The 17,677-nt window shown below is 72.3% G+C and carries 17 protein-coding genes; 13 read left to right on the top strand and 4 right to left on the bottom strand.

Annotated features, from left to right (window positions below; translation table 11 throughout):
* Window positions 1-23: 23 nt before the first annotated feature.
* A complete protein-coding gene (locus QSK15_RS05945; RefSeq protein ID WP_285793241.1) occupies window positions 24-599 on the top strand; it encodes a TetR/AcrR family transcriptional regulator in 576 nt (191 codons plus the stop codon).
* A gap of 96 nt (window positions 600-695) precedes the next feature.
* Here the strand turns inward: QSK15_RS05945 and mgrA are convergent, their stop codons facing one another.
* Window positions 696-1,691: an L-glyceraldehyde 3-phosphate reductase gene (gene mgrA / locus QSK15_RS05950; RefSeq protein WP_285793242.1), complete on the bottom strand. Its 996-nt coding sequence runs from the start codon at window positions 1,689-1,691 to the stop codon at window positions 696-698.
* 70 nt (window positions 1,692-1,761) lie between these two features.
* Here mgrA and QSK15_RS05955 point away from each other — a divergent pair, with 70 nt between their 5' ends.
* The 7 genes from QSK15_RS05955 to QSK15_RS05985 all read left to right on the top strand — a co-directional run bounded on the left by QSK15_RS05955 (window position 1,762) and on the right by QSK15_RS05985 (window position 9,240).
* Complete coding sequence (locus QSK15_RS05955) at window positions 1,762-2,742, top strand: aldo/keto reductase (RefSeq protein ID WP_285793243.1); 981 nt, start codon at window positions 1,762-1,764, stop codon at window positions 2,740-2,742.
* On the top strand, window positions 2,739-3,245 hold the full coding sequence (locus QSK15_RS05960; protein ID WP_112641993.1) for a hemerythrin domain-containing protein: 507 nt from the start codon (window positions 2,739-2,741) through the stop codon (window positions 3,243-3,245). Before QSK15_RS05955 ends, QSK15_RS05960 begins: the two co-directional genes overlap by 4 nt.
* Window positions 3,246-3,300: 55 nt before the next feature.
* On the top strand, window positions 3,301-4,545 hold the full coding sequence (locus tag QSK15_RS05965; protein ID WP_285793244.1) for a histidine kinase: 1,245 nt from the start codon (window positions 3,301-3,303) through the stop codon (window positions 4,543-4,545).
* Window positions 4,542-5,198: a response regulator transcription factor gene (locus QSK15_RS05970; RefSeq protein ID WP_285793245.1), complete on the top strand. Its 657-nt coding sequence runs from the start codon at window positions 4,542-4,544 to the stop codon at window positions 5,196-5,198. The genes QSK15_RS05965 and QSK15_RS05970 overlap by 4 nt, the downstream gene beginning before the upstream one ends.
* A gap of 31 nt (window positions 5,199-5,229) precedes the next feature.
* Complete coding sequence (locus QSK15_RS05975; RefSeq protein ID WP_285793246.1) at window positions 5,230-6,690, top strand: magnesium chelatase ATPase subunit I; 1,461 nt, start codon at window positions 5,230-5,232, stop codon at window positions 6,688-6,690.
* A gap of 2 nt (window positions 6,691-6,692) precedes the next feature.
* Entirely contained in the window at window positions 6,693-8,645 is a 1,953-nt protein-coding gene (locus QSK15_RS05980) for a vWA domain-containing protein (RefSeq protein ID WP_285793247.1), read from the top strand.
* 133 nt (window positions 8,646-8,778) lie between these two features.
* The gene (locus QSK15_RS05985) at window positions 8,779-9,240 is read left to right on the top strand and encodes a hypothetical protein (protein ID WP_285794344.1); all 462 of its coding nucleotides are present in this window, start codon (window positions 8,779-8,781) and stop codon (window positions 9,238-9,240) included.
* Window positions 9,241-9,675: 435 nt separating this feature from the next.
* On the opposite strand, the gene QSK15_RS05990 is transcribed toward QSK15_RS05985, so the two are convergent.
* The gene (locus QSK15_RS05990) at window positions 9,676-10,683 is read right to left on the bottom strand and encodes a GlxA family transcriptional regulator (RefSeq protein ID WP_285793248.1); all 1,008 of its coding nucleotides are present in this window, start codon (window positions 10,681-10,683) and stop codon (window positions 9,676-9,678) included.
* A 53-nt stretch (window positions 10,684-10,736) separates the two neighbouring features.
* Between QSK15_RS05990 and QSK15_RS05995 the strand changes: the two genes are divergently transcribed.
* Window positions 10,737-12,041 (top strand): MFS transporter, encoded by a 1,305-nt coding sequence (locus QSK15_RS05995; RefSeq protein WP_285793249.1) that lies wholly within the window; start codon window positions 10,737-10,739, stop codon window positions 12,039-12,041.
* Between the two features lie 13 nt (window positions 12,042-12,054).
* On the opposite strand, the gene QSK15_RS06000 is transcribed toward QSK15_RS05995, so the two are convergent.
* Complete coding sequence (locus QSK15_RS06000; RefSeq protein ID WP_285793250.1) at window positions 12,055-12,759, bottom strand: RICIN domain-containing protein; 705 nt, start codon at window positions 12,757-12,759, stop codon at window positions 12,055-12,057.
* Window positions 12,760-12,815: 56 nt separating this feature from the next.
* Entirely contained in the window at window positions 12,816-13,286 is a 471-nt protein-coding gene (locus QSK15_RS06005; protein ID WP_285793251.1) for an aminoacyl-tRNA deacylase, read from the bottom strand.
* 93 nt (window positions 13,287-13,379) lie between these two features.
* Between QSK15_RS06005 and QSK15_RS06010 the strand changes: the two genes are divergently transcribed.
* From QSK15_RS06010 to QSK15_RS06025, 4 genes are all read left to right on the top strand, one after another.
* On the top strand, window positions 13,380-14,777 hold the full coding sequence (locus QSK15_RS06010; RefSeq protein WP_285793252.1) for an FAD-binding oxidoreductase: 1,398 nt from the start codon (window positions 13,380-13,382) through the stop codon (window positions 14,775-14,777).
* The gene (locus QSK15_RS06015; RefSeq protein ID WP_285793253.1) at window positions 14,774-16,117 is read left to right on the top strand and encodes a class I SAM-dependent methyltransferase; all 1,344 of its coding nucleotides are present in this window, start codon (window positions 14,774-14,776) and stop codon (window positions 16,115-16,117) included. Before QSK15_RS06010 ends, QSK15_RS06015 begins: the two co-directional genes overlap by 4 nt.
* A gap of 101 nt (window positions 16,118-16,218) precedes the next feature.
* Complete coding sequence (locus tag QSK15_RS06020; RefSeq protein WP_285793254.1) at window positions 16,219-16,776, top strand: ArsR/SmtB family transcription factor; 558 nt, start codon at window positions 16,219-16,221, stop codon at window positions 16,774-16,776.
* Entirely contained in the window at window positions 16,769-17,638 is an 870-nt protein-coding gene (locus QSK15_RS06025; protein ID WP_285793255.1) for an SRPBCC family protein, read from the top strand. Before QSK15_RS06020 ends, QSK15_RS06025 begins: the two co-directional genes overlap by 8 nt.
* The last annotated feature ends 39 nt before the right edge of the window (window positions 17,639-17,677 follow it).

The raw sequence follows: 17,677 nt of genomic DNA on the forward strand, positions 1-17,677 counted from the left end.
GCTGTTCGATAGGGTCGGTGGTCGTGGAGCAGGAAGCCGACAGCGTCGATCCGAGGGTTCAGCGGACCCGGCGGGATGTCGTCGACGCGGCCACGGCGCTGTTCCTGGAGCAGGGTTGGGCGGCGGTGACCCACGCCGAGGTCGCGCACCGGGCGGGCTACTCCAAGGCGACCCTCTATGCACACTGGCCAACACGCCTGGACCTGGTTCGGGCGTCGGTCGATCAGATGTGTGCCGCGGTCGGGCACCCCCAGTTGACCGGCGACCTGCGCCACGACCTGATAGCGGGCTTGCTCGACTTCGGGCAGGACCTCGCCGACGGGCACCTCGTCAGGGTTTTCGGCGGGCTCCTGGAGCGGGCCGGCAGTGACCCCATCGTCGATGAGCTGCGCGAGCGGCTCTACGCGGCCGGGACCCGGTCGCTGGACTCGGCCCTCCGCTCTCACCTGCGGGCCGAGGATGTCGAGCCTTCGCTGGCGCTCCTGGTGGGCGGGGTGCTCGTGCGCGCGGGTTTCCAGGCTCAACCGGCGGATCGGCCCTTCGTCGAAGACCTTGTCGATCGGGTCCTGGCCGCGGCGAGGCGGGACGGCGCGCGATAACCGTCCGGCCGTTGCCGGGACACCCCGCCAACAACCGCGTTGGCCGGCACCCCGGGAATGGTGCCGGCCAACGTCGTATCGCGGTATCGCGGGCGCTCAGCCCAGCAGTCGGTCGATCTCGGCCAGCTCGTCGGCGGAGAAGTCGAGGTTGTCGAGCGCGGCGATGTTGGTCTCCAACTGCTCGACGCTGCTCGCCCCGATGATCAGGCTGGTCATCCGCGGGTCACGCAGCGCCCAGGCCAACGCGAGCTGCGCGAGGGACTGGCCGCGCCCCTCGGCGACCGCGGCGAGGCCCCGGATGGTGGCCATCTTGTCCTCGCTGAGGTCGCTCTCGTTGAGGAAGACGCTGGTACGCACCCGCGAGTCGGCCGGGATGCCACCCAGGTAACGGTCGGTCAGCAGACCCTGAGCGAGCGGGCTGTACGCGATGCAGCCGGCGCCGACCCGCTCCAGCGTGTCGAGCAGACCGTCGGACTCGGTCCAGCGGTTGAGCATCGAGTACGACGGCTGGTTGATCAGCAGCGGCGTACCCAGCTCACGCAGGATCGTGGCGGCCCGCGCGGTCTGCTCCGAGTTGTAGTTCGAGATGCCGACGTAGAGCGCCTTGCCGGAGCGGACGATCGCGTCGAGCGCCCCCATCGTCTCCTCGAGCGGGGTGTCCGGGTCGAACCGGTGCGAATAGAAGATGTCGACGTAGTCCAGCCCCATCCGGCCCAGCGACTGGTCCAGCGACGAGATCAGGTTCTTGCGCGAGCCCCACTCGCCGTACGGGCCGGGCCACATCAGGTACCCGGCCTTGCTGGAGATGACCAGCTCGTCCCGGTACGACTTCAGGTCCGTGGCGAGCATCCGGCCGAAGTTCTCCTCCGCCGAACCGGGCGGCGGGCCGTAGTTGTTGGCCAGGTCGAAGTGGGTGACGCCGAGGTCGAAGGCGCGGCGCACGATGTCGCGCTGCCGGTCGAACGGGCGGTCCGGGCCGAAGTTGTGCCACAGGCCGAGCGAGACGGCGGGCAGCCGCAGCCCACTGCGTCCGCTGCGTCGGTAGGTCATGGTGTCGTAGCGGTCTTCCGCGGCGAGATAGGTCACGATCATGAGCCTAACTCCGGAGCACGGTGCCGGGGATCGGGCGTGCGAACCAGGACATCGGGGTAGTTTCGACGCCATGCGTTTCATTGCGCTCGACACCCCCAAACCGCTGTCCAAGATCGGGTTGGGCACCTGGCAGTTCGGCTCCCGGGAATGGGGGTACGGCCCGGACTTCGAGCGGCAGGCGGCGCAGATCGTCCGGCGGGCCGTCGAGCTGGGCGTGACGGTCTTCGACAGCGCCGAGATCTACGGCTTCGGGCGCAGCGAACGCATCCTCGGCGCGGCCCTCGGCGACGACCGGCCGACGGTGGTGGTGGCCAGCAAGATCCTGCCCGTGCTGCCGGTGGCCGCCGTGGTGCAGCAGCGGGCGGTCGCCTCGGCGGCCCGTCTCGGCGTCACCAGCATCGACCTCTACCAGGTGCACCAGCCCAACCCGCTCGTCGGCGACCACACCACCATGCGCGGCATGCGGGTCCTGCAGGACGTCGGGCTGGTCGGCGAGGTCGGCGTGAGCAACTACGGGCTGCGCCGCTGGCAGGTCGCCGAAGCGGCGCTCGGCCGGCGGGTGCTCAGCAACCAGGTCCGCTACAGCATGCTGGACCGCGCGCCCGAACAGGACCTGCTGCCGTACGCGCGGCAGGCCGGCCGGGTGGTCATCGCGTACAGCCCGCTGGCACAGGGTTTCCTCTCCGGCCGGTACGACGCGAAGAACCCACCGACCGGGGCGGTCCGCCGGGCCAACCCGTACTTCCTCCCGGAGAACCTGGAACGCGGCGCGGCACTGATCGACACGCTGCGCCAGGTCGCCGACGCCCACGACGCCACCCCCAGCCAGATCGCGCTGGCCTACCTGCTGCGCCACCCGAACGTGCTCGCCATCCCCGGCGCGTCCGGCGTCGAGCAGATGGAACGCAACGCCGCCGCGGCCGACATCGACCTCGCCGACGACGAGTACACGGCGCTGGCCGAGGCGGCGAAACGCTTCCGGCCGATCACCGGCCTCGCCGCGATGCCGGCGATGCTGCGTGCCCGGTTCGCCAACCCAACCGAGAAGTGAGCACAGTGGACGACATCACCGCACTGATCCTGGACGACCACGCCGCCTTCCGGCGCGGCTTCGCCCGCCTCGACGACGCCCGCGACGAGCAGGAAATGCTCGCCATCTGGGACGCCCTCGCCCTGCACCTGGACATCCACGCCGAAGCGGAGGAGGCGATCCTCTACCCGCACCTGGTCAAGCACGGCGACGACGGCGAGGACGAGACGGCCGACGCGATCGGCGACCACAACAAGATCCGCGACGCCATCGCCGAGGCGAAACTGCACCCGGTCGGCTCGGATCAGTGGTGGGAGGCGGTCGGCACGGCCCGGCGGGAGAACAGCGAGCACCTCGCCGAGGAGGAGGACGAGGCGCTGCCCGACTTCCGCCGGCACGCCAGCACCGAACTCCGCGCCGAGCTGGGCCAACGCTGGCTGACCTTCTACGGCGACCACAAGAACGGGCGCAACCTCCCGTTCCGCGACAAGGACCCGCAGCAGTACGTCGCCGACCACCGCTGACATCTCCCCGGCACGGGGGAGTCGCCGGGACCGGTCCCGGCCGCAGAATGGCGGGGTGACCCTCCGCGCGGCGCTGGCCCCGCTGGTCGCCGGCACCACCTGGCGACGCGGCGTGTTCCTGCTGCTCGGCGGCGTGCTGGCCCTGCCGTACGGGCTGCTCGCGGCGGTCTTCGCCCAGATGCTCGCCGACTCGGCGATCCCCCGCCCGCTGGTCTACGTCCTGCTGGTCATCGCGGTGCTGATCGCCGTCGTCCCGTTGCTGCTGGACGGCAGCCGGGCCCTGGAGATCGCCGCCGCCCGGGCTCTGCTCGGTGTCGACCTGCCCGAACCCGCGCCCGGGCACCACGGCGACCGGGAAACCCGGCTGCGCAGCGCGCTGTGGATCGCCACCCACCTCATCGTCGGCGCGCTGGTGATGCTCGCGCTGTTCAGTGCCCTGCCGATGGCGCTGGCGTTCATCGCCCAACAGTTCGGCATCGGCGCCGAACTGACCAGCCGGCAACGGTACGGGCCGCTGGACGGGCGGGACAGCGGATGGCTGACGGTGACCGGGGTGCTCCTGCTGGTCGGCCTCGGCTACGCCGTCGCCGGGCTCGGCGCGCTCGCCGGGTCGATGGCGCCGGCGCTGCTCGGCCCCGCCCAGGCGGAGCGGATCGCCGCCCTCGAAGCGCAGGCCAACCGCCTCGCCGAACGCAACCGGCTGGCCCGGGAACTGCACGACTCGGTCGGTCACGCGCTGACGGTGGCCACCCTCCAGGCCGGGGCCGCCCGCGAGGTCCTCGACACCGACCCGGAGTTCGTCCGGCGGGCGCTCACCGCCATCGAGGACGTCGGGCGGACCGCGATGGACGACCTCGACCACGTGCTCGGGCTGCTCCGGGAGGGCGGACGGGACCGGCCCGTGGCGGTGCCGCAGCGTACCCTCGCCGACCTGGACCGGTTGGTCACCGACGCCCGCGCCGCCGGCCTCGCCGTGCACGCGCAGCGCGCCGGCGACCCGACCCGGGTGCCCGCGGTGGTCTCCCGGGAGGGCTACCGGATCGTCCAGGAAGGACTGACAAACGCCGCCCGGCACGGCCACGGGCCGGTCACGGTACGCCTGGACCTGCACCCGGACGCGCTCGAGCTGGAGCTGGTCAACGCGCTGCGCCACCCCGTCCGGGGGCAGCCCGGACGGGGTGGTCGAGGTCTGGACGGCATACGGGAGCGGGTGCTGCTGCTCGGCGGCCGGCTCACCGTGGGCCCGGACGGCGACCGGTGGCTGATCCGGGCCCGCCTGCCCTACGAGGAGACGCGATGACCACGGGGGTGCTGATCGTCGACGACGACGAGCTGATCCGGGTCGGGCTGCGGGCCATCATCGACGCCCAACCCGACCTGCGGGTGCTCGGCGAAGCCGCCGACGGGGCCGAGGTGCCGCCGCTGGTCGCCCGGCACCGGCCCGACGTGGTGCTGATGGACGTGCGGATGCCCGGCATCGACGGCATCCAGGCCACCCGGCACCTGCTGGCCACCTCCGCCGACCCGCCCCGGGTGCTGGTGGTCACCACGTTCGCCAACGACGAGTACGTCTACGAGGCGCTGCGCGCCGGGGCCTCGGGGTTCCTGCTCAAACGGGCCCGGCCCGCCGAGGTGGTGGAGGCGGTCCGGGTGGTCGCGGCGGGCGATTCGCTGCTCTTCCCGGCCGCGATCCGTCAGCTGGTCGGCGCGTACGGGCCGGCGGGCGGCGACCGGTTGCGCGGGGCCCGGCTCACCGAACGGGAGGCCGAGGTGCTGCGGTTGATGACCACCGGCCGATCCAACCCGGAGATCGCCGCGCACCTGGTGGTCGGAGTGGAGACGATCAAGACGCACGTCGGCAACGTGCTGGCCAAGCTGGGCGTCCGCGACCGCACCCAGGCGGTCATCGCCGCCTACGAGTCGGGCTTCGTCACCCCGTCCGGCCCTGCCTAGGCGAGGGTTGCCGCGGGGAATGTGAGCTAGCGTGGTTCGGGTGACTGCGCCTACCCCGGTAATCCCGGTTCCACCGGCCGACCTGCCCGGCACGCTCGGCGCGCTGCGGGCGGCCGGTCACCAGTACCGCACCGTCAAGCAGGAACTCCGCGACAACCTCCTCGCCCGGATGCGCTCCGGCGAGAGCCGTTTCCCCGGCATCGTCGGCTACGACGACACCGTGCTGCCCGAGGTCGAGCGGGCGTTGCTCGCCGGGCACGACATGGTGCTGCTCGGCGAGCGCGGCCAGGGCAAGACCCGGCTGATCCGCTCGCTGGGCGCGTTGCTCGATGAGTGGACCCCCGTGCTGCCCGGCTCGGTGCTCAACGAGCATCCGATGCACCCGCTCACCCCGGCGTCGGTCGCCCAGGTCGCCGAGGCCGGCGACGAACTGCCGATCGGCTGGCTGCACCGTTCCATGCGGTACGGCGAGAAGCTGGCCACCCCGGACACCAGCGTCGGCGACCTGATCGGTGACGTCGACCCGATCCGCATCGCCCAGGGTCGTACCCTCGGCGACCCGGAAACCATCCACTTCGGGTTGGTGCCGCGCACCAACCGGGGCATCTTCGCCGTCAACGAGCTGCCCGACCTGGCCGAGCGTATCCAGGTGGCGCTGCTCAACGTGCTGGAGGAGCGGGACATCCAGGTTCGCGGCTACCAGCTGCGGCTGCCACTGGACCTGCTCCTGGTGGCCAGCGCCAACCCGGAGGACTACACCAACCGGGGCCGGATCATCACCCCCCTCAAGGACCGGTTCGGCGCGGAGATCCGCACCCACTACCCGGTCGACCTGGAGTTGGAGCTGGCGCTGATCCGTCAGGAGGCGGACCTGGTCGCCGAGGTGCCGGAGCACGTGCTGGAGGTGCTGGCCCGCTTCGCCCGCGCCGTGCGGGAGTCGCCGTCGGTGGACCCGCGCTCCGGTGTCTCCGCCCGGTTCGCCATCGCCGCCGCCGAGACGGTGGCCGGTGCCGCGCTGCGGCGCGCCGGTCTGCTCGCCGCCGCCGGCACCCCGGACGGGCGTCCCGAGGCCGCCGTCGCCCGCGTCGGTGACGCGGTGTCGGTGACCAGCACGCTGCGCGGCAAGGTCGAGTTCGAGAGCGGCGAGGAGGGCCGGGAGATCGAGGTCCTCGCGCACCTGCTGCGTACCGCGACCGCCGAGACGTTCCGGGCCCACCTCGCCGGGTTGGACCTGTCCGGGTTCACCGCCCTGGTCGAGGACGGCGCCGCGATCGAGACCGGCGAGCTGGTCAGCGCCGCTGAGCTGTTGCGTCAGGTCGGCACCGTGCCCGGGTTGGCGAAGGTCCTGGACCGGCTCGGCCTGGGTGACGCGCCCACCTCGGAGGAGGCTGCCGCCGCCGTCGAGTTCGTGCTGGAAGGGCTGCATCTGACCCGCCGGCTCGGCAAGGACGTCACCGACTCGGGGCGCACCGTCTACGGCGGTCGGGGCTGACGGTGGCCGGTAACCGGTTCCGTTACGGGCAGTGGAACGGCGGACCCGACCCGCTCGCACCCCCGTACGACGTGCGCGAGGCGGTGGACGCGGTCGGTGCGGAGGTGCTGGCCGGCGGCAGCCTGCGGGAGGCGCTGCGCAACCTGCTGCGCCGTGGCCCGCAGGGCCGGGGTGGCCTGGACGACCTGGCTGCCCGGGCTCGACGGCTGCGCCGCGAGGCGATGCGCCGGGGTGACCTGGACGGCGCGGTGACCAGGGCGCAGGCCCTGCTCGACCAGGCCCTCGCCGCCGAACGGGACGAGCTGCGAGGTCGTGACGACGACGCCGCGCGGTTCGCCGAGGCGGTGTTGGACAGTCTGCCCCGCTCGACCGCGCGGGCGGTGCAGGAGCTGTCCGGCTACCAGTGGGTCAGCGACGACGCCCGCCGCTCGTACCAGCAGATCCTCGACCAGCTTCGCGACGACGTGCTCGGTCAGCGCTTCGCCGGGCTGCGCGACGCGGTGCGCGCCTCCGCCGACCCGGCCGCCCAGCAGCGGCTCGCCGAGATGATGGGCGACCTGAACGACCTGCTCGCCCGGCACGGTCGGGCGGAGGACACCACCGACGCGTTCGCCGAGTTCATGCGCCGGCACGGCGACTTCTTCCCGGAGAAGCCGGAGACCGTCGACGAGCTGATCGACGTGCTGGCCCGCCGGGCGGCGGCCGGTGAGCGGCTGATGAACTCGCTCTCCGAGCGGCAGCGCGCCGAGCTGGCCGGCCTCATGCAGCAGTCGCTCGGCGACCGCCTCGCGGGGGAGATGTCAGCGCTCGACGCGAACCTGCGGGCGCTACGACCCGACCTGCGCTGGGGGCGGGGCGAGCGGGTCCGCGGCGACCAGCCGCTGGACTACGCCGACGCGGCCGGCGCGTTGGGTGAGATCGGCGACCTGGACGACCTGCTGGACCATCTCGACCAGGAACACCCGGGGGCGACCCTCGATGACGTGGATGTCGACGCGGTGGCCCGCACGCTGGGCCGGGACGCGGCCGATGACGTGCGCCGGCTGCGCGACCTGGAACGGGAGCTGCGCCGCCAGGGTTGGGTGAGCCGGGACGCGGAGGGCCTCACGCTGAGCCCGAAGGCGCTGCGCCGGCTCGGTGGGACCGCGCTGCGGCGGGTCTTCGCCGAGCTGACCGCCGGGCCGCGCGGCCAGCACGACCTGCGGTCGGCCGGTGCGGCGGGCGAGGTCAGCGGTGCGTCCAGGCCCTGGGAGTACGGCGATGAGCAGCCGTTGGACGTGGTCCGGACGCTGACCCGGGCGGTCAGTCGGGCCGGGCCGACGGTTCCGGTGCAGCTCGCGGTGGACGACTTCGAGGTGGTGGAGACCGAGAAGCGGGCCTCGGCCGCTGTGGTGCTCTGCGTCGACCTGTCGTACTCGATGATCTCGCAGGGTCGTTGGGGGCCGATGAAGCAGACGGCGTTGGCGCTGGCGCACCTGATGGAGACGCGCTTTCCGCAGGACGCCCTGCAGATCGTGGGCTTCGGCCGGGAGGCGATGACGCTCACCCAGCAGGAGTTGGCGGCCGTGGAGCCGGACCTGGAACAGGGAACCAACCTGCAGCACGCGCTGCGGTTGGCGGGCCGGCACCTGCGCCGGCACCCGGACGCCGAGCCGGTCGTGCTGGTGGTCACCGACGGCGAGCCGACCGCCCACCTGGACCCGGACGACGGGGAGGCGCTGTTCCACTGGCCGCCGCTGCCGGAGACGATCGAGGCGACGGTCCGCGAGGTGGACCGGCTGAGCCGCTACGGTGCCACGCTCAACCTGTTCATGCTCGGCGACGATCCGGGTCTGCGGCGTTTCGTCGACGCGGTGGCCCGCCGGAGCCGGGGGCGCATGTTCACCCCGGACACCGACGACCTGGGCGAGTACGTGGTCAGCGACTACCTCCGCTCCCGCCAGTCCCGCCGCTAGTCGCCGATCCCGCCGCGAGCCGCCCTTCTTGTCGATCATGGAGTTGTGGTGGGTGACAAATGCTGCTCGTCCGGGTGAACCGGGCACCACAACTCCATGATCGACGGGGTGGGCCGGGTGGGGTGGGGTGGTGGTGGAGAGTGGCGCGTTGCGGCGGGCGTATGACGGGGTGTTTGGTGAGATCGACGCTGGGGGGTTTGGTCCGCCTCCGGAAGGGTCGCTCGGTGCGGAGCAGATTGTTGCGCACCTGGTTGCCAACGACGAGCTGATGATCCAGGCCACCGAGGCGTTGTTGGCGGGGTCGACGTTCGCCTACTACGACCTGGATGACATGCACCGTCCGCAGCTCGACGCGCTGGTGGCCGAGCAGGGCGGCCTGCGTGGCCTGACCGCGCTGCTGCACGGCACCAGTGAACGGCTCTGCGCGCTGGTGGATCAACTCGGCCTGGAGGCGGAAACCCCGGTCGAGACCCGGCTGCGGGAGGGCATCGACCTCACCGTCGACGAGCCGCTGCCCTGGTCCCGCACCCTGGACCTGCACACCCGGGTCCACCTCCCCAAACACCAGGCCCAACTCCGACTCCTGCGCACCTGAGACGCGTCACCGGCGCGGGGCGCGGGGCGCCGGGCGCCCGGGGTTGGCGCGGGCAGAGGCGGCAGCGTGCGGGCGTGGCGCAGTTAGGGACGCCGGGTCTTCGGGCGTGGTGGTGTGGGCGGGGGCGGCAGCGTCCGGGTATGGCGCGGGCAGGGGCGCCGGGCGCCCGGACTCGGCGCGGGCAGGGCAGGCCGCTGCTTGTCCTGATGTCTGTCAGACATCAGGATGTCTCACAGACATCACGCTCTCCGGAGTTGCCGGCCTGGGCGGGTGCGTTTCACCGGCGTGCGTGCTGGGGCCGGGTGGCGTGGCCGGCTGAACGTGCCTGCTGGCGGTGGGAGCGCGACGATCGGTTCCGCGCTGGGCCGGGAGGTGTTGCCGACCGGCTCGGGTGTCGACCGGCTCGGGTGTCGAGCGATTCAGGTGTCAACCGACTCAGGTGTCGACCAACTCGGGGCGGGGGTGGAAGGTGCGGCGGTAGGTCGAGGGCGCCACGCCGATGCGCTGGTGGAGTTGTTGGCGGAGGGCGGCGGTGGTGCCGAAACCGCAGCGGTGGGCGATCTGGTCGACGGTGAGGTCGGTCGTCTCCAGCAGCAGCCGCGCGTGGTCGGTGCGCTGTTGCAGCAGCCACTGGGCCGGGCTCAGCCCGGTCTCCGACCGGAAGCGCCGGGTGAAGGTGCGCACGCTCATCCGGGCCTGCTCGGCCAGGTCGCGCAGCGCGATCGGCTCGTGCAGCCGCTGCCGCGCCCACTCCCGGGTGCCCGCCGTGCTGGAGTCGGTCGTCTTCGGCACCGGCTGCTCGATGTACTGCGCCTGGCCGCCGTCGCGCCACGGTGGCATCACGCAGCGGCGGGCCGCCCGGTTGGCCACCTCGCTGCCGTGGTCGAGGCGGATGACGTGCAGGCAGAGGTCGATGCCGGCGGCGACCCCGGCCGAGGTGAGCACCCGGTCGTCGGCGATGAAGAGCACGCCTGGGTCGAGGTCCACCCGGTCGTGCAGGTGGCGGAAGCGCTCGGCGTACGCCCAGTGGGTGGTCGCCCGCCGCCCGTCGAGGAGCCCGGCGGCGGCGAGCACGAACGCCCCGGTGCAGATGGACATGATCCGGGCCCCCCGCTCGTACGCCGCGCGCAGCGCCCCGGTCACCTCCGGCGCGATCGTGCCCGAAGTCAGCACGGTGTCGTCGTGGATGCCGGGGACGATCACCGTGTCGGCGGTGTCGAGCAGTTCCAGGCCGTGGTCGGGGAGCACCTGGAAGCCGGCGGTGCTGCGTACCGGCTGCCCGCCCGGTGTGCACACCCGCACGTCGTAGAAGGGTGTCCCGTTGGCGGCCCGGGCGGTGCTGAAGACCTGGGACGGGGTGCCGAGGTCCAGGCCGACCACCTGGTGCAGAGCGAGGACGGCGATTCGGTGCGGGCCAGCGGTCATGGCCCGATTATTGCGCATGATGGCTTTCCGGCCACTCGTCGCGGGTGTGTGACCCGCCCCAGACTTGCTCCGTGACCAAGACCCGTCGTCTGCATCCCGCCTGGCTGGTCGCCGCCGTCGCCTTCGTGGCGCTGGTCGGCGCGGCGGGCTTCCGCGCCACCCCGTCGGTGCTGCTGCACCCGCTGCACCAGGAGTTCGGCTGGCCGCTGGCCACCATCTCCGCGGCCGTCTCCGTCAACCTGCTGCTCTACGGGCTCACCGCGCCGTTCGCGGCAGCCCTGATGGACCGGTTCGGCATCCGCCGGGTGGTCTCGGTGGCGCTGCTGCTGGTCGCCGCGGGCAGCGGGTTGACGGTCTTCATGACCGCCAGCTGGCAACTCCTGCTCTGCTGGGGTGTGCTGGTCGGGCTGGGCACCGGCTCGATGGCGTTGGCGTTCGTGGCCACCGTCACCGGCCGCTGGTTCGTCCGCCGGCGGGGTCTGGTGACCGGAGTGCTGACCGCCGGCGGGGCGGCCGGGCAACTGGTGTTCCTGCCACTGATCGCCATCCTGGTACGCGACCACGGCTGGCGGACGGCGGCGCTCGTCGTCGCCGGAGCGGCGCTGGCGGTCGTACCCCTGGTGGTGTGGCTGCTGCGCGAGCACCCGGCTGATCTCGGCCTGCCCGCCTACGGGGCGACCGAGGTCGTCGCGGCGCCACCGGCGACCGGCGGCGCGGCGACCCGGGCGCTCGGCGCGCTGGCGACGGCGGCCCGGACCCGACCGTTCTGGCTGCTGGCCGGAGGCTTCGCGATCTGCGGCGCGACCACCAACGGCCTGGTCGGTACGCACTTCGTGCCGGCAGCGCACGACCACGGCATGGCCCAGACCACCGCGGCCGGGTTGCTCGCCCTGGTGGGGCTCTTCGACATCGTCGGCACTATCGCCTCCGGCTGGCTCACCGACCGGGTGGACAGCCGGCTGCTGCTCGGCATGTACTACGCGCTGCGGGGGTTGTCCCTGCTGGTGCTGCCGAGCCTGTTCTCCGGCACCGCCGAGCCGAGCATGCTGGTGTTCATCGTCTTCTACGGCCTGGACTGGGTGGCCACCGTGCCGCCGACCGTGGCGCTGTGCCGGGAGTACTTCGGCGGGGCCGGGGCGGTGGTGTTCGGCTGGGTGTTCGCCGCGCACCAACTCGGCGCGGCGGTCGCCGCCACCGGCGCGGGGCTGGTCCGGGACCGGCTGGGCGACTACGCGATGGCCTGGTACGTGGCGGGCGCCCTGTCGATCGGCGCCGCCGGGCTGTCGTTGCTACTGCGTCGACGACCGGGCCGGGCGGTGCCGGAGGCCGTGCTGCTCGCCGCGACCGCCCCCCGGGCCTGGAGCTACCGGGGCTGAGCGGGTCGGACGGTCAGCCGACGGTCCACTGCTGGGCGGGCCGGCCGTCGCAGGCGCGCTGCCGGATCTCGTCGTCGGGCTCGTCGCCGTCGTCGTCGGCCTGCGCGCACCTGCCGCTGTGTGCGGCCACCAGCAGCACCGGGCCGGCGTCGGTGGGGGACAGCCGCCACTGCTGGTTGGCCCCACCGTGGCAGGGGAACTGGAGCAAACGCGCGCCGTCGTCGGTACTGCCGCCCTCGACATCGAGGCACTGCCCGTGGGCGGCGTTGGTCAGCGTCACCACGCCCGCGCCGGCCGGGTTGACGACCCACTTCTGCTCCGGACCGTCGGTGCAGACGGCCAGCTCGGCCCCCGCCTCCTTGTCGTCGCCGTCGAGCCCCAGGCAGAGCCCGGACGCGACCCGCAGCACCCGGGGACCGGTGGTCGGTGCCGTCGAGGGCGTCGGCGACGGCTCGACCGACGGGGTCGGGCTCGGCTCGGCCGCCCCGGTGGTGGCCTCCGCCGCGCTGGACGTCGCGCCCACCGTGGCCGGCACCACCGGCTCGTCGTCGCCGCCGAGCAGCCCGGTCGCGAAGACCACCCCGAGGAGTACGCCCACCAGGCCGACGCCGAGCGCCACCCGCAACAGCGGGTCGGTGAGCGGGCCGGAACGCGCGGCCCGTCGGCGGCCGCCGTAAACGGTGCCGGCGGGGTCGGGGCGGTCCTCGGGCGCAGACATAGGCGTCATCCTCACCCACGACGTGGCGGCGGAGCCAGCCGGCGCTGCGGCTGTGCTCAGCGGACGGGCTGCGGGTCGGTGACGTCGGCCACCGTGGCGTCGAGGGCGGCGATCGCGGCGTCGGCGGCGATCGCGATGGCCAGGCCGCGCTCGCCGGCACCCAGGGTGATCTCCCGGCCGCGCAGTCGCTCGTCGGCGACGACCGGCCAGGCCGTGCTGGCGCCGAACGGGGTGATGGTGCCGCGTTCGTAGCCGGTGGCGGCGAGGGCGCCGGCCGCGTCCGGCATGGAGAGCCGGTGCACCCCGAGCAGGGCGCGCAGCTTGGGCCAGGAGATGACCCGGTCGCCGGGGGTGAGCACGAACAGGTGATCGGCTTCACCACGACGCACGACGATCGTTTTGACCACGTCGGGAACGGCCACGCCCCGGGCGGCGGCGGCCTCCGCGAGACTGCCGACCGCACCATGGCTGACCAGCCGATACGGCAGTTGGGCGGCGTCCAGGGCGGCGATCGCTGGCGATGGCATGCCCGCCACGGTAGCCGTCGGGCCTGCCACCGGACGGGAAACTGCCCCCGCCGACATCCCACGGTTTCCGAACGGCGAGCGTAAGGTGATCACATGCGCGCTGAGCGTGTGGATCACCCCATTGACCATGATCAAGCGGTGGACACGCTGCGGCGGTCGTACGCCGCGGTGCCCACGGGCGAGCCTGTCCGGCTGGCCAAACGCACCTCCAACCTGTTCCGCCCCCGGTCCGCTCCCCGGACTCCGGGGCTCGACGTGAGTGGCCTGAACGGTGTGCTGTCGGTCGACCCGGCCGGCCGCACCGCTGACGTGCAGGGCATGTGCACCTATGAGGACCTGGTCGACGCGACCCTCCCGCACGGGCTGATGCCGTTGGTGGTGCCACAGTTGCGCACCATCACGCTCGGCGGCGCGGTGACCGGCCTCGGGATCGAGTCGACCTCGTTCCGCAACGGCCTGCCGCACGAGTCGGTCCAGGAGTTGGACGTCCTCACCGGCTCGGGCGAGATCGTCACCGCCCGACCCGACGGCGAGCACGCCGACCTGTTCACCGCGTTCCCGAACTCGTTGGGCAGCCTCGGTTACGCCACCCGGCTGCGCATCGAGCTGCAACCGGTCGGCCGGTACGTGGCGTTGCGCAACGTCCGGTTCACCCGGCTGGAGGCGCTCACCGACGCGATCGCCGAGGTGAGCGCGACCCGGACCTGGGCCGGTGAGCCGGTCGACGCGATGGACGGGGTGATGTTCAGCCCCGGCGAGGCGTACCTGGTGTTCGCCACGTTCACCGACGCGGCCGACCCGCCCAGCGACTACACCGGTCAGGCGATCTACTACCGGTCGCTGCGCCAGCGCACCCGTGACGTGCTCACCGCGTACGACTATCTGTGGCGCTGGGACACCGACTGGTTCTGGTGTTCGGCGGCGTTCGGCGCGCAGCACCCGGTCGTGCGCAGGCTCTGGCCGGCACGTTACCGGCGCAGCGACTTCTACCACCGACTGGTCCGGTTGGAGCACCGTCACCAGGTGGCGGCCCGGATCGACCGGCTACGCGGGCAACCGGCCCGGGAGCGGGTCGTGCAGGACGTGGAGATTCCGCTGGACCGTACTGCTGACTTCCTGCGCTGGTTCGCCGGCGCGGTGGGGATGAACCCGGTGTGGCTGTGCCCGTTGCGGCTGCGGGAGCCGGCGGGTCCCGGTTCGGCGCGGTCCTGGCCGCTGTATCCACTCCAGCCGGGCCAGGACTACGTCAACATTGGGTTCTGGGGGAGCGTGCCGATCGCGCCGGGCGCCGCCGACGGCGACGTCAACCGCACGATCGAACGCAGGGTGTCGGAGTCGGGCGGGCACAAGTCGCTCTACTCCGACGCGTACTACGACCGGGACGCCTTCGATCGCCTGTACGGCGGCGACACGTGGCGGGCGGTGAAAGACCGCTACGACCCGGACCACCGGCTGACGGGACTGTACGAAAAGGCGGTAGCACGAGCATGAGCCTGACCGACAGAGATCAGGGGGCGGCGAGCGTCCCCGCCACCCCGCCGGCGGGGGGCCGGCGCACGGGTCCGACCGTCGCGGATGTCGTCCGCGCGGTCACCACGGGGCCGTTGCCGGTGCGGATCACCGGGTACGACGGCAGCGCCGTCGGCCCGTCCGACGCGGGCATCACCCTGTCGATCCGTTCCGAGCGTGGGCTGTCGTACCTGCTCACCGCACCGGGCGATTTGGGCATGGCCCGGGCGTACGTCAGTGGTGACCTGGCGTTGCAGGGGGTGCACCCGGGTGACCCGTACGAGGCGTTGCGCGTGCTCAAGGACGAGCTGCGGTTGCGCCCACCGGCGCTGGCCGAGGGGCTGGCGTTGGTCCGTGGGCTGGGCTGGGAGCGGCTGATGCCGCCGCCGGCGCCGCCGCAGGAGGCGCAGCCCCGCTGGAAGCGGGTGATGAACGGGCTGCGGCACTCGCGGGTGCGGGACAGCACCGCCATCTCGCACCACTACGACGTCTCCAACGCCTTCTACGAGAAGGTGCTCGGCCCGTCGATGACGTACACCTGCGCGGTCTTCCGGTCTCCGGACGACACGCTGGAGCAGGCCCAGGCGGCGAAGTACGACCTGGTCGCCGGCAAGCTGGCGCTGAAGAAGGGGATGCGGCTGCTGGATGTCGGGTGCGGCTGGGGTGGCATGGTCCGCCACGCCGCGCGCGAGTACGGCGTCAAGGCCCTCGGGGTGACCCTGTCGAAGGCGCAGGCGCAATGGGCGCAGGCGGCGATCGAGCGGGAGGGGTTGACCGAGCTGGCGGAGGTGCGGCACCTGGACTACCGGGACGCGCCGGCCGAGCAGTTCGACGCCATCTCCTCGATCGGGCTGACCGAGCACATCGGGGTGCGCAACTATCCGGCCTACTTCGGGGCGCTGCGCAATCGGCTGCGGCAGGGTGGGCGGCTGCTCAACCACTGCATCACCCGCGCGGACAACCGGGCGCCGCACCGCTCGGGCGCGTTCATCGACCGGTACGTCTTCCCGGACGGTGAGCTGGCCGGTCCGGGGCGGTTGATCAGCGAGGTGCACGACGCCGGGTTCGAGGTGCACCACGAGGAGAACCTGCGCCAGCACTACGCGCTGACGCTGGCTGCCTGGTGCCGCAACCTGGTCGAGAACTGGGACTTCTGCGTCTCGGAGGTGGGCGCGGGTACTGCCCGGGTGTGGGGGTTGTACATGGCCGGGTCGCGGATGGCGTTCGAGCGCAACGGCATCCAGCTGCACCAGGTGCTGGCCACCCACAACGGCCCGAACGGCGTGAGTGGCTATCCGTTGCGCCCGGACTGGTTGCCCTGACCATCCACTGAGCGTCGCCTGAAGCCGCGCCGGAAAAAGTCGGCGCGGCTTCTCGCGAAGCGATTGACAAAGAAGTTTTGTACGTACAAACTGATTTTGCCATGAGAGACGTCCTGTACCTGGAGCAGATCGAGCAGGCCGAAGTCCTGCTCAAGCCGCAGCGCGTCGAGGTGCTGCGGCAACTGGCCGAGCCGCGCACCTGCACCGAGGTCGCGGCCCGACTCGACCAGACGCCACAGCGCGTCTACTACCACGTCAAGCAGCTCGTCGCGGCCGGCCTCGTCGAGCTGGTCAACGAACGCAAGGTCCGCGGCATCACCGAAGGCATCTACCAGGCCGCCGCCCGGTCCTACTGGCTCTCCCCGCGGCTCGTCGGCCGGATCGGCCTGCGCCGGGCCCGCGACGAGCTGAGCCTCGGCTACCTGCTCGACCTGATGGAGGAGGTCCAGGCCGACATCGCCGGCCTGGACCGGGCGGCGCCCGAGCTGCCCTCGATCGGGGTCTCCGGCGAGATCCGGGTGCCCCCCGAGCAGCGCCCACAGTTCCTGCACGACCTGCAAACCGCACTTCAGGACCTGTTCACCCGCTACGGCGGCAGCGAAGGCGACGCCTTCAAGCTGGCCGTCGCCTGCTACCCGAAAGGAAACGACAATGAGTGAACCGATGAAGGTTCAGGCCCGCCTCTCCGCGCCCGTCGGGCGGGTCCGTAAGGCCCTCACCGACCCGGCCGAGCTGCGTCTCTGGCTGGCCGAGCACGCCGAGGTCGAGCTGCCCCAGCGGTACGAGTTCTGGGGCCGCTTCACGCCCGAGGGCGACGCCCCGCACCAGCGGTTGCTGCACGTGGACGACGACACGCTGCGCTTCAGCTGGCTGCTCGACGGGGTGGAGACCACCACCGAGTTCCAGTTGGCCGCCGAGGGCGCCGACAGCACCGTGCTGACGCTGACCCAGAGCCACTTCGACTTCGCCGAGGCGATGAGCGGCTCCAGCATCCGGGGCGTGCTCCAGACGTTCTGGGCGCTTGCCATCGCCAACCTGGCCGCCCACGTGGAGGGCCAGCCACTGCTGCCCCGCACCGACTTCACCTCCGCCGACCTGCGGGGGGAGCTGGTCATCGCCGCCCCCGCCGACAAGGTGTGGGAGTCGCTGACCGACTCGGAGCAGGCCAGCGCCTGGTTCGGCTACCCGATCGGCATCGAGCCCTGGGTCGGCGGCCGGTACGCCATGGGTGGCTTCGAGACCGGCTACGCGGCCAAGGTCGTCGACCTGGAGCCCGGCCGGCGGATGTCCGTCGACTGGGGACCGACCGGCGTGACGAGCTGGGAGTTGGCCGAATCCGCTGGCAGGACCACGCTGACCTTCGTGCAGAGCGGCTTCGACGAGGCCAACCCGCCGTACGGGGCCTGGAGCGGGTCGGTTGCCGGGCTGTACGAGCTGCGCCGCTTCCACGAGGTGCCGAACTGGCAGCCGATCTGGATCTCCGAGGAGATCCCCGGCCTGGAGCCCGCGCCGACCAGCTGACGTTTGATCGTCCGCCCCCCGCTCACGTCACCGGGGCCC

Origin of the sequence: Micromonospora sp. NBRC 107095, from assembly GCF_030269705.1 — a bacterium.
Classification (GTDB): Bacteria; Actinomycetota; Actinomycetes; order Mycobacteriales; family Micromonosporaceae; genus Micromonospora; species Micromonospora parva.

What these genes read in the sequence shown, in the direction of transcription:
- QSK15_RS06005 (WP_285793251.1), bottom strand. Translation starts at nt 13,286, where the DNA reads ATGCCATCGCCAGCGATCGCCGCCCTGGACGCCGCCCAACTGCCGTAT.
- QSK15_RS06015 (WP_285793253.1), top strand. Translation starts at nt 14,774, where the DNA reads ATGAGCCTGACCGACAGAGATCAGGGGGCGGCGAGCGTCCCCGCCACC.
- QSK15_RS06010 (WP_285793252.1), top strand. Translation starts at nt 13,380, where the DNA reads ATGCGCGCTGAGCGTGTGGATCACCCCATTGACCATGATCAAGCGGTG.
- QSK15_RS06000 (WP_285793250.1), bottom strand. Translation starts at nt 12,759, where the DNA reads ATGTCTGCGCCCGAGGACCGCCCCGACCCCGCCGGCACCGTTTACGGC.
- QSK15_RS05955 (WP_285793243.1), top strand. Translation starts at nt 1,762, where the DNA reads ATGCGTTTCATTGCGCTCGACACCCCCAAACCGCTGTCCAAGATCGGG.
- QSK15_RS06025 (WP_285793255.1), top strand. Translation starts at nt 16,769, where the DNA reads ATGAGTGAACCGATGAAGGTTCAGGCCCGCCTCTCCGCGCCCGTCGGG.
- mgrA (WP_285793242.1), bottom strand. Translation starts at nt 1,691, where the DNA reads ATGATCGTGACCTATCTCGCCGCGGAAGACCGCTACGACACCATGACC.
- QSK15_RS05990 (WP_285793248.1), bottom strand. Translation starts at nt 10,683, where the DNA reads ATGCGCAATAATCGGGCCATGACCGCTGGCCCGCACCGAATCGCCGTC.
- QSK15_RS06020 (WP_285793254.1), top strand. Translation starts at nt 16,219, where the DNA reads ATGAGAGACGTCCTGTACCTGGAGCAGATCGAGCAGGCCGAAGTCCTG.
- QSK15_RS05970 (WP_285793245.1), top strand. Translation starts at nt 4,542, where the DNA reads ATGACCACGGGGGTGCTGATCGTCGACGACGACGAGCTGATCCGGGTC.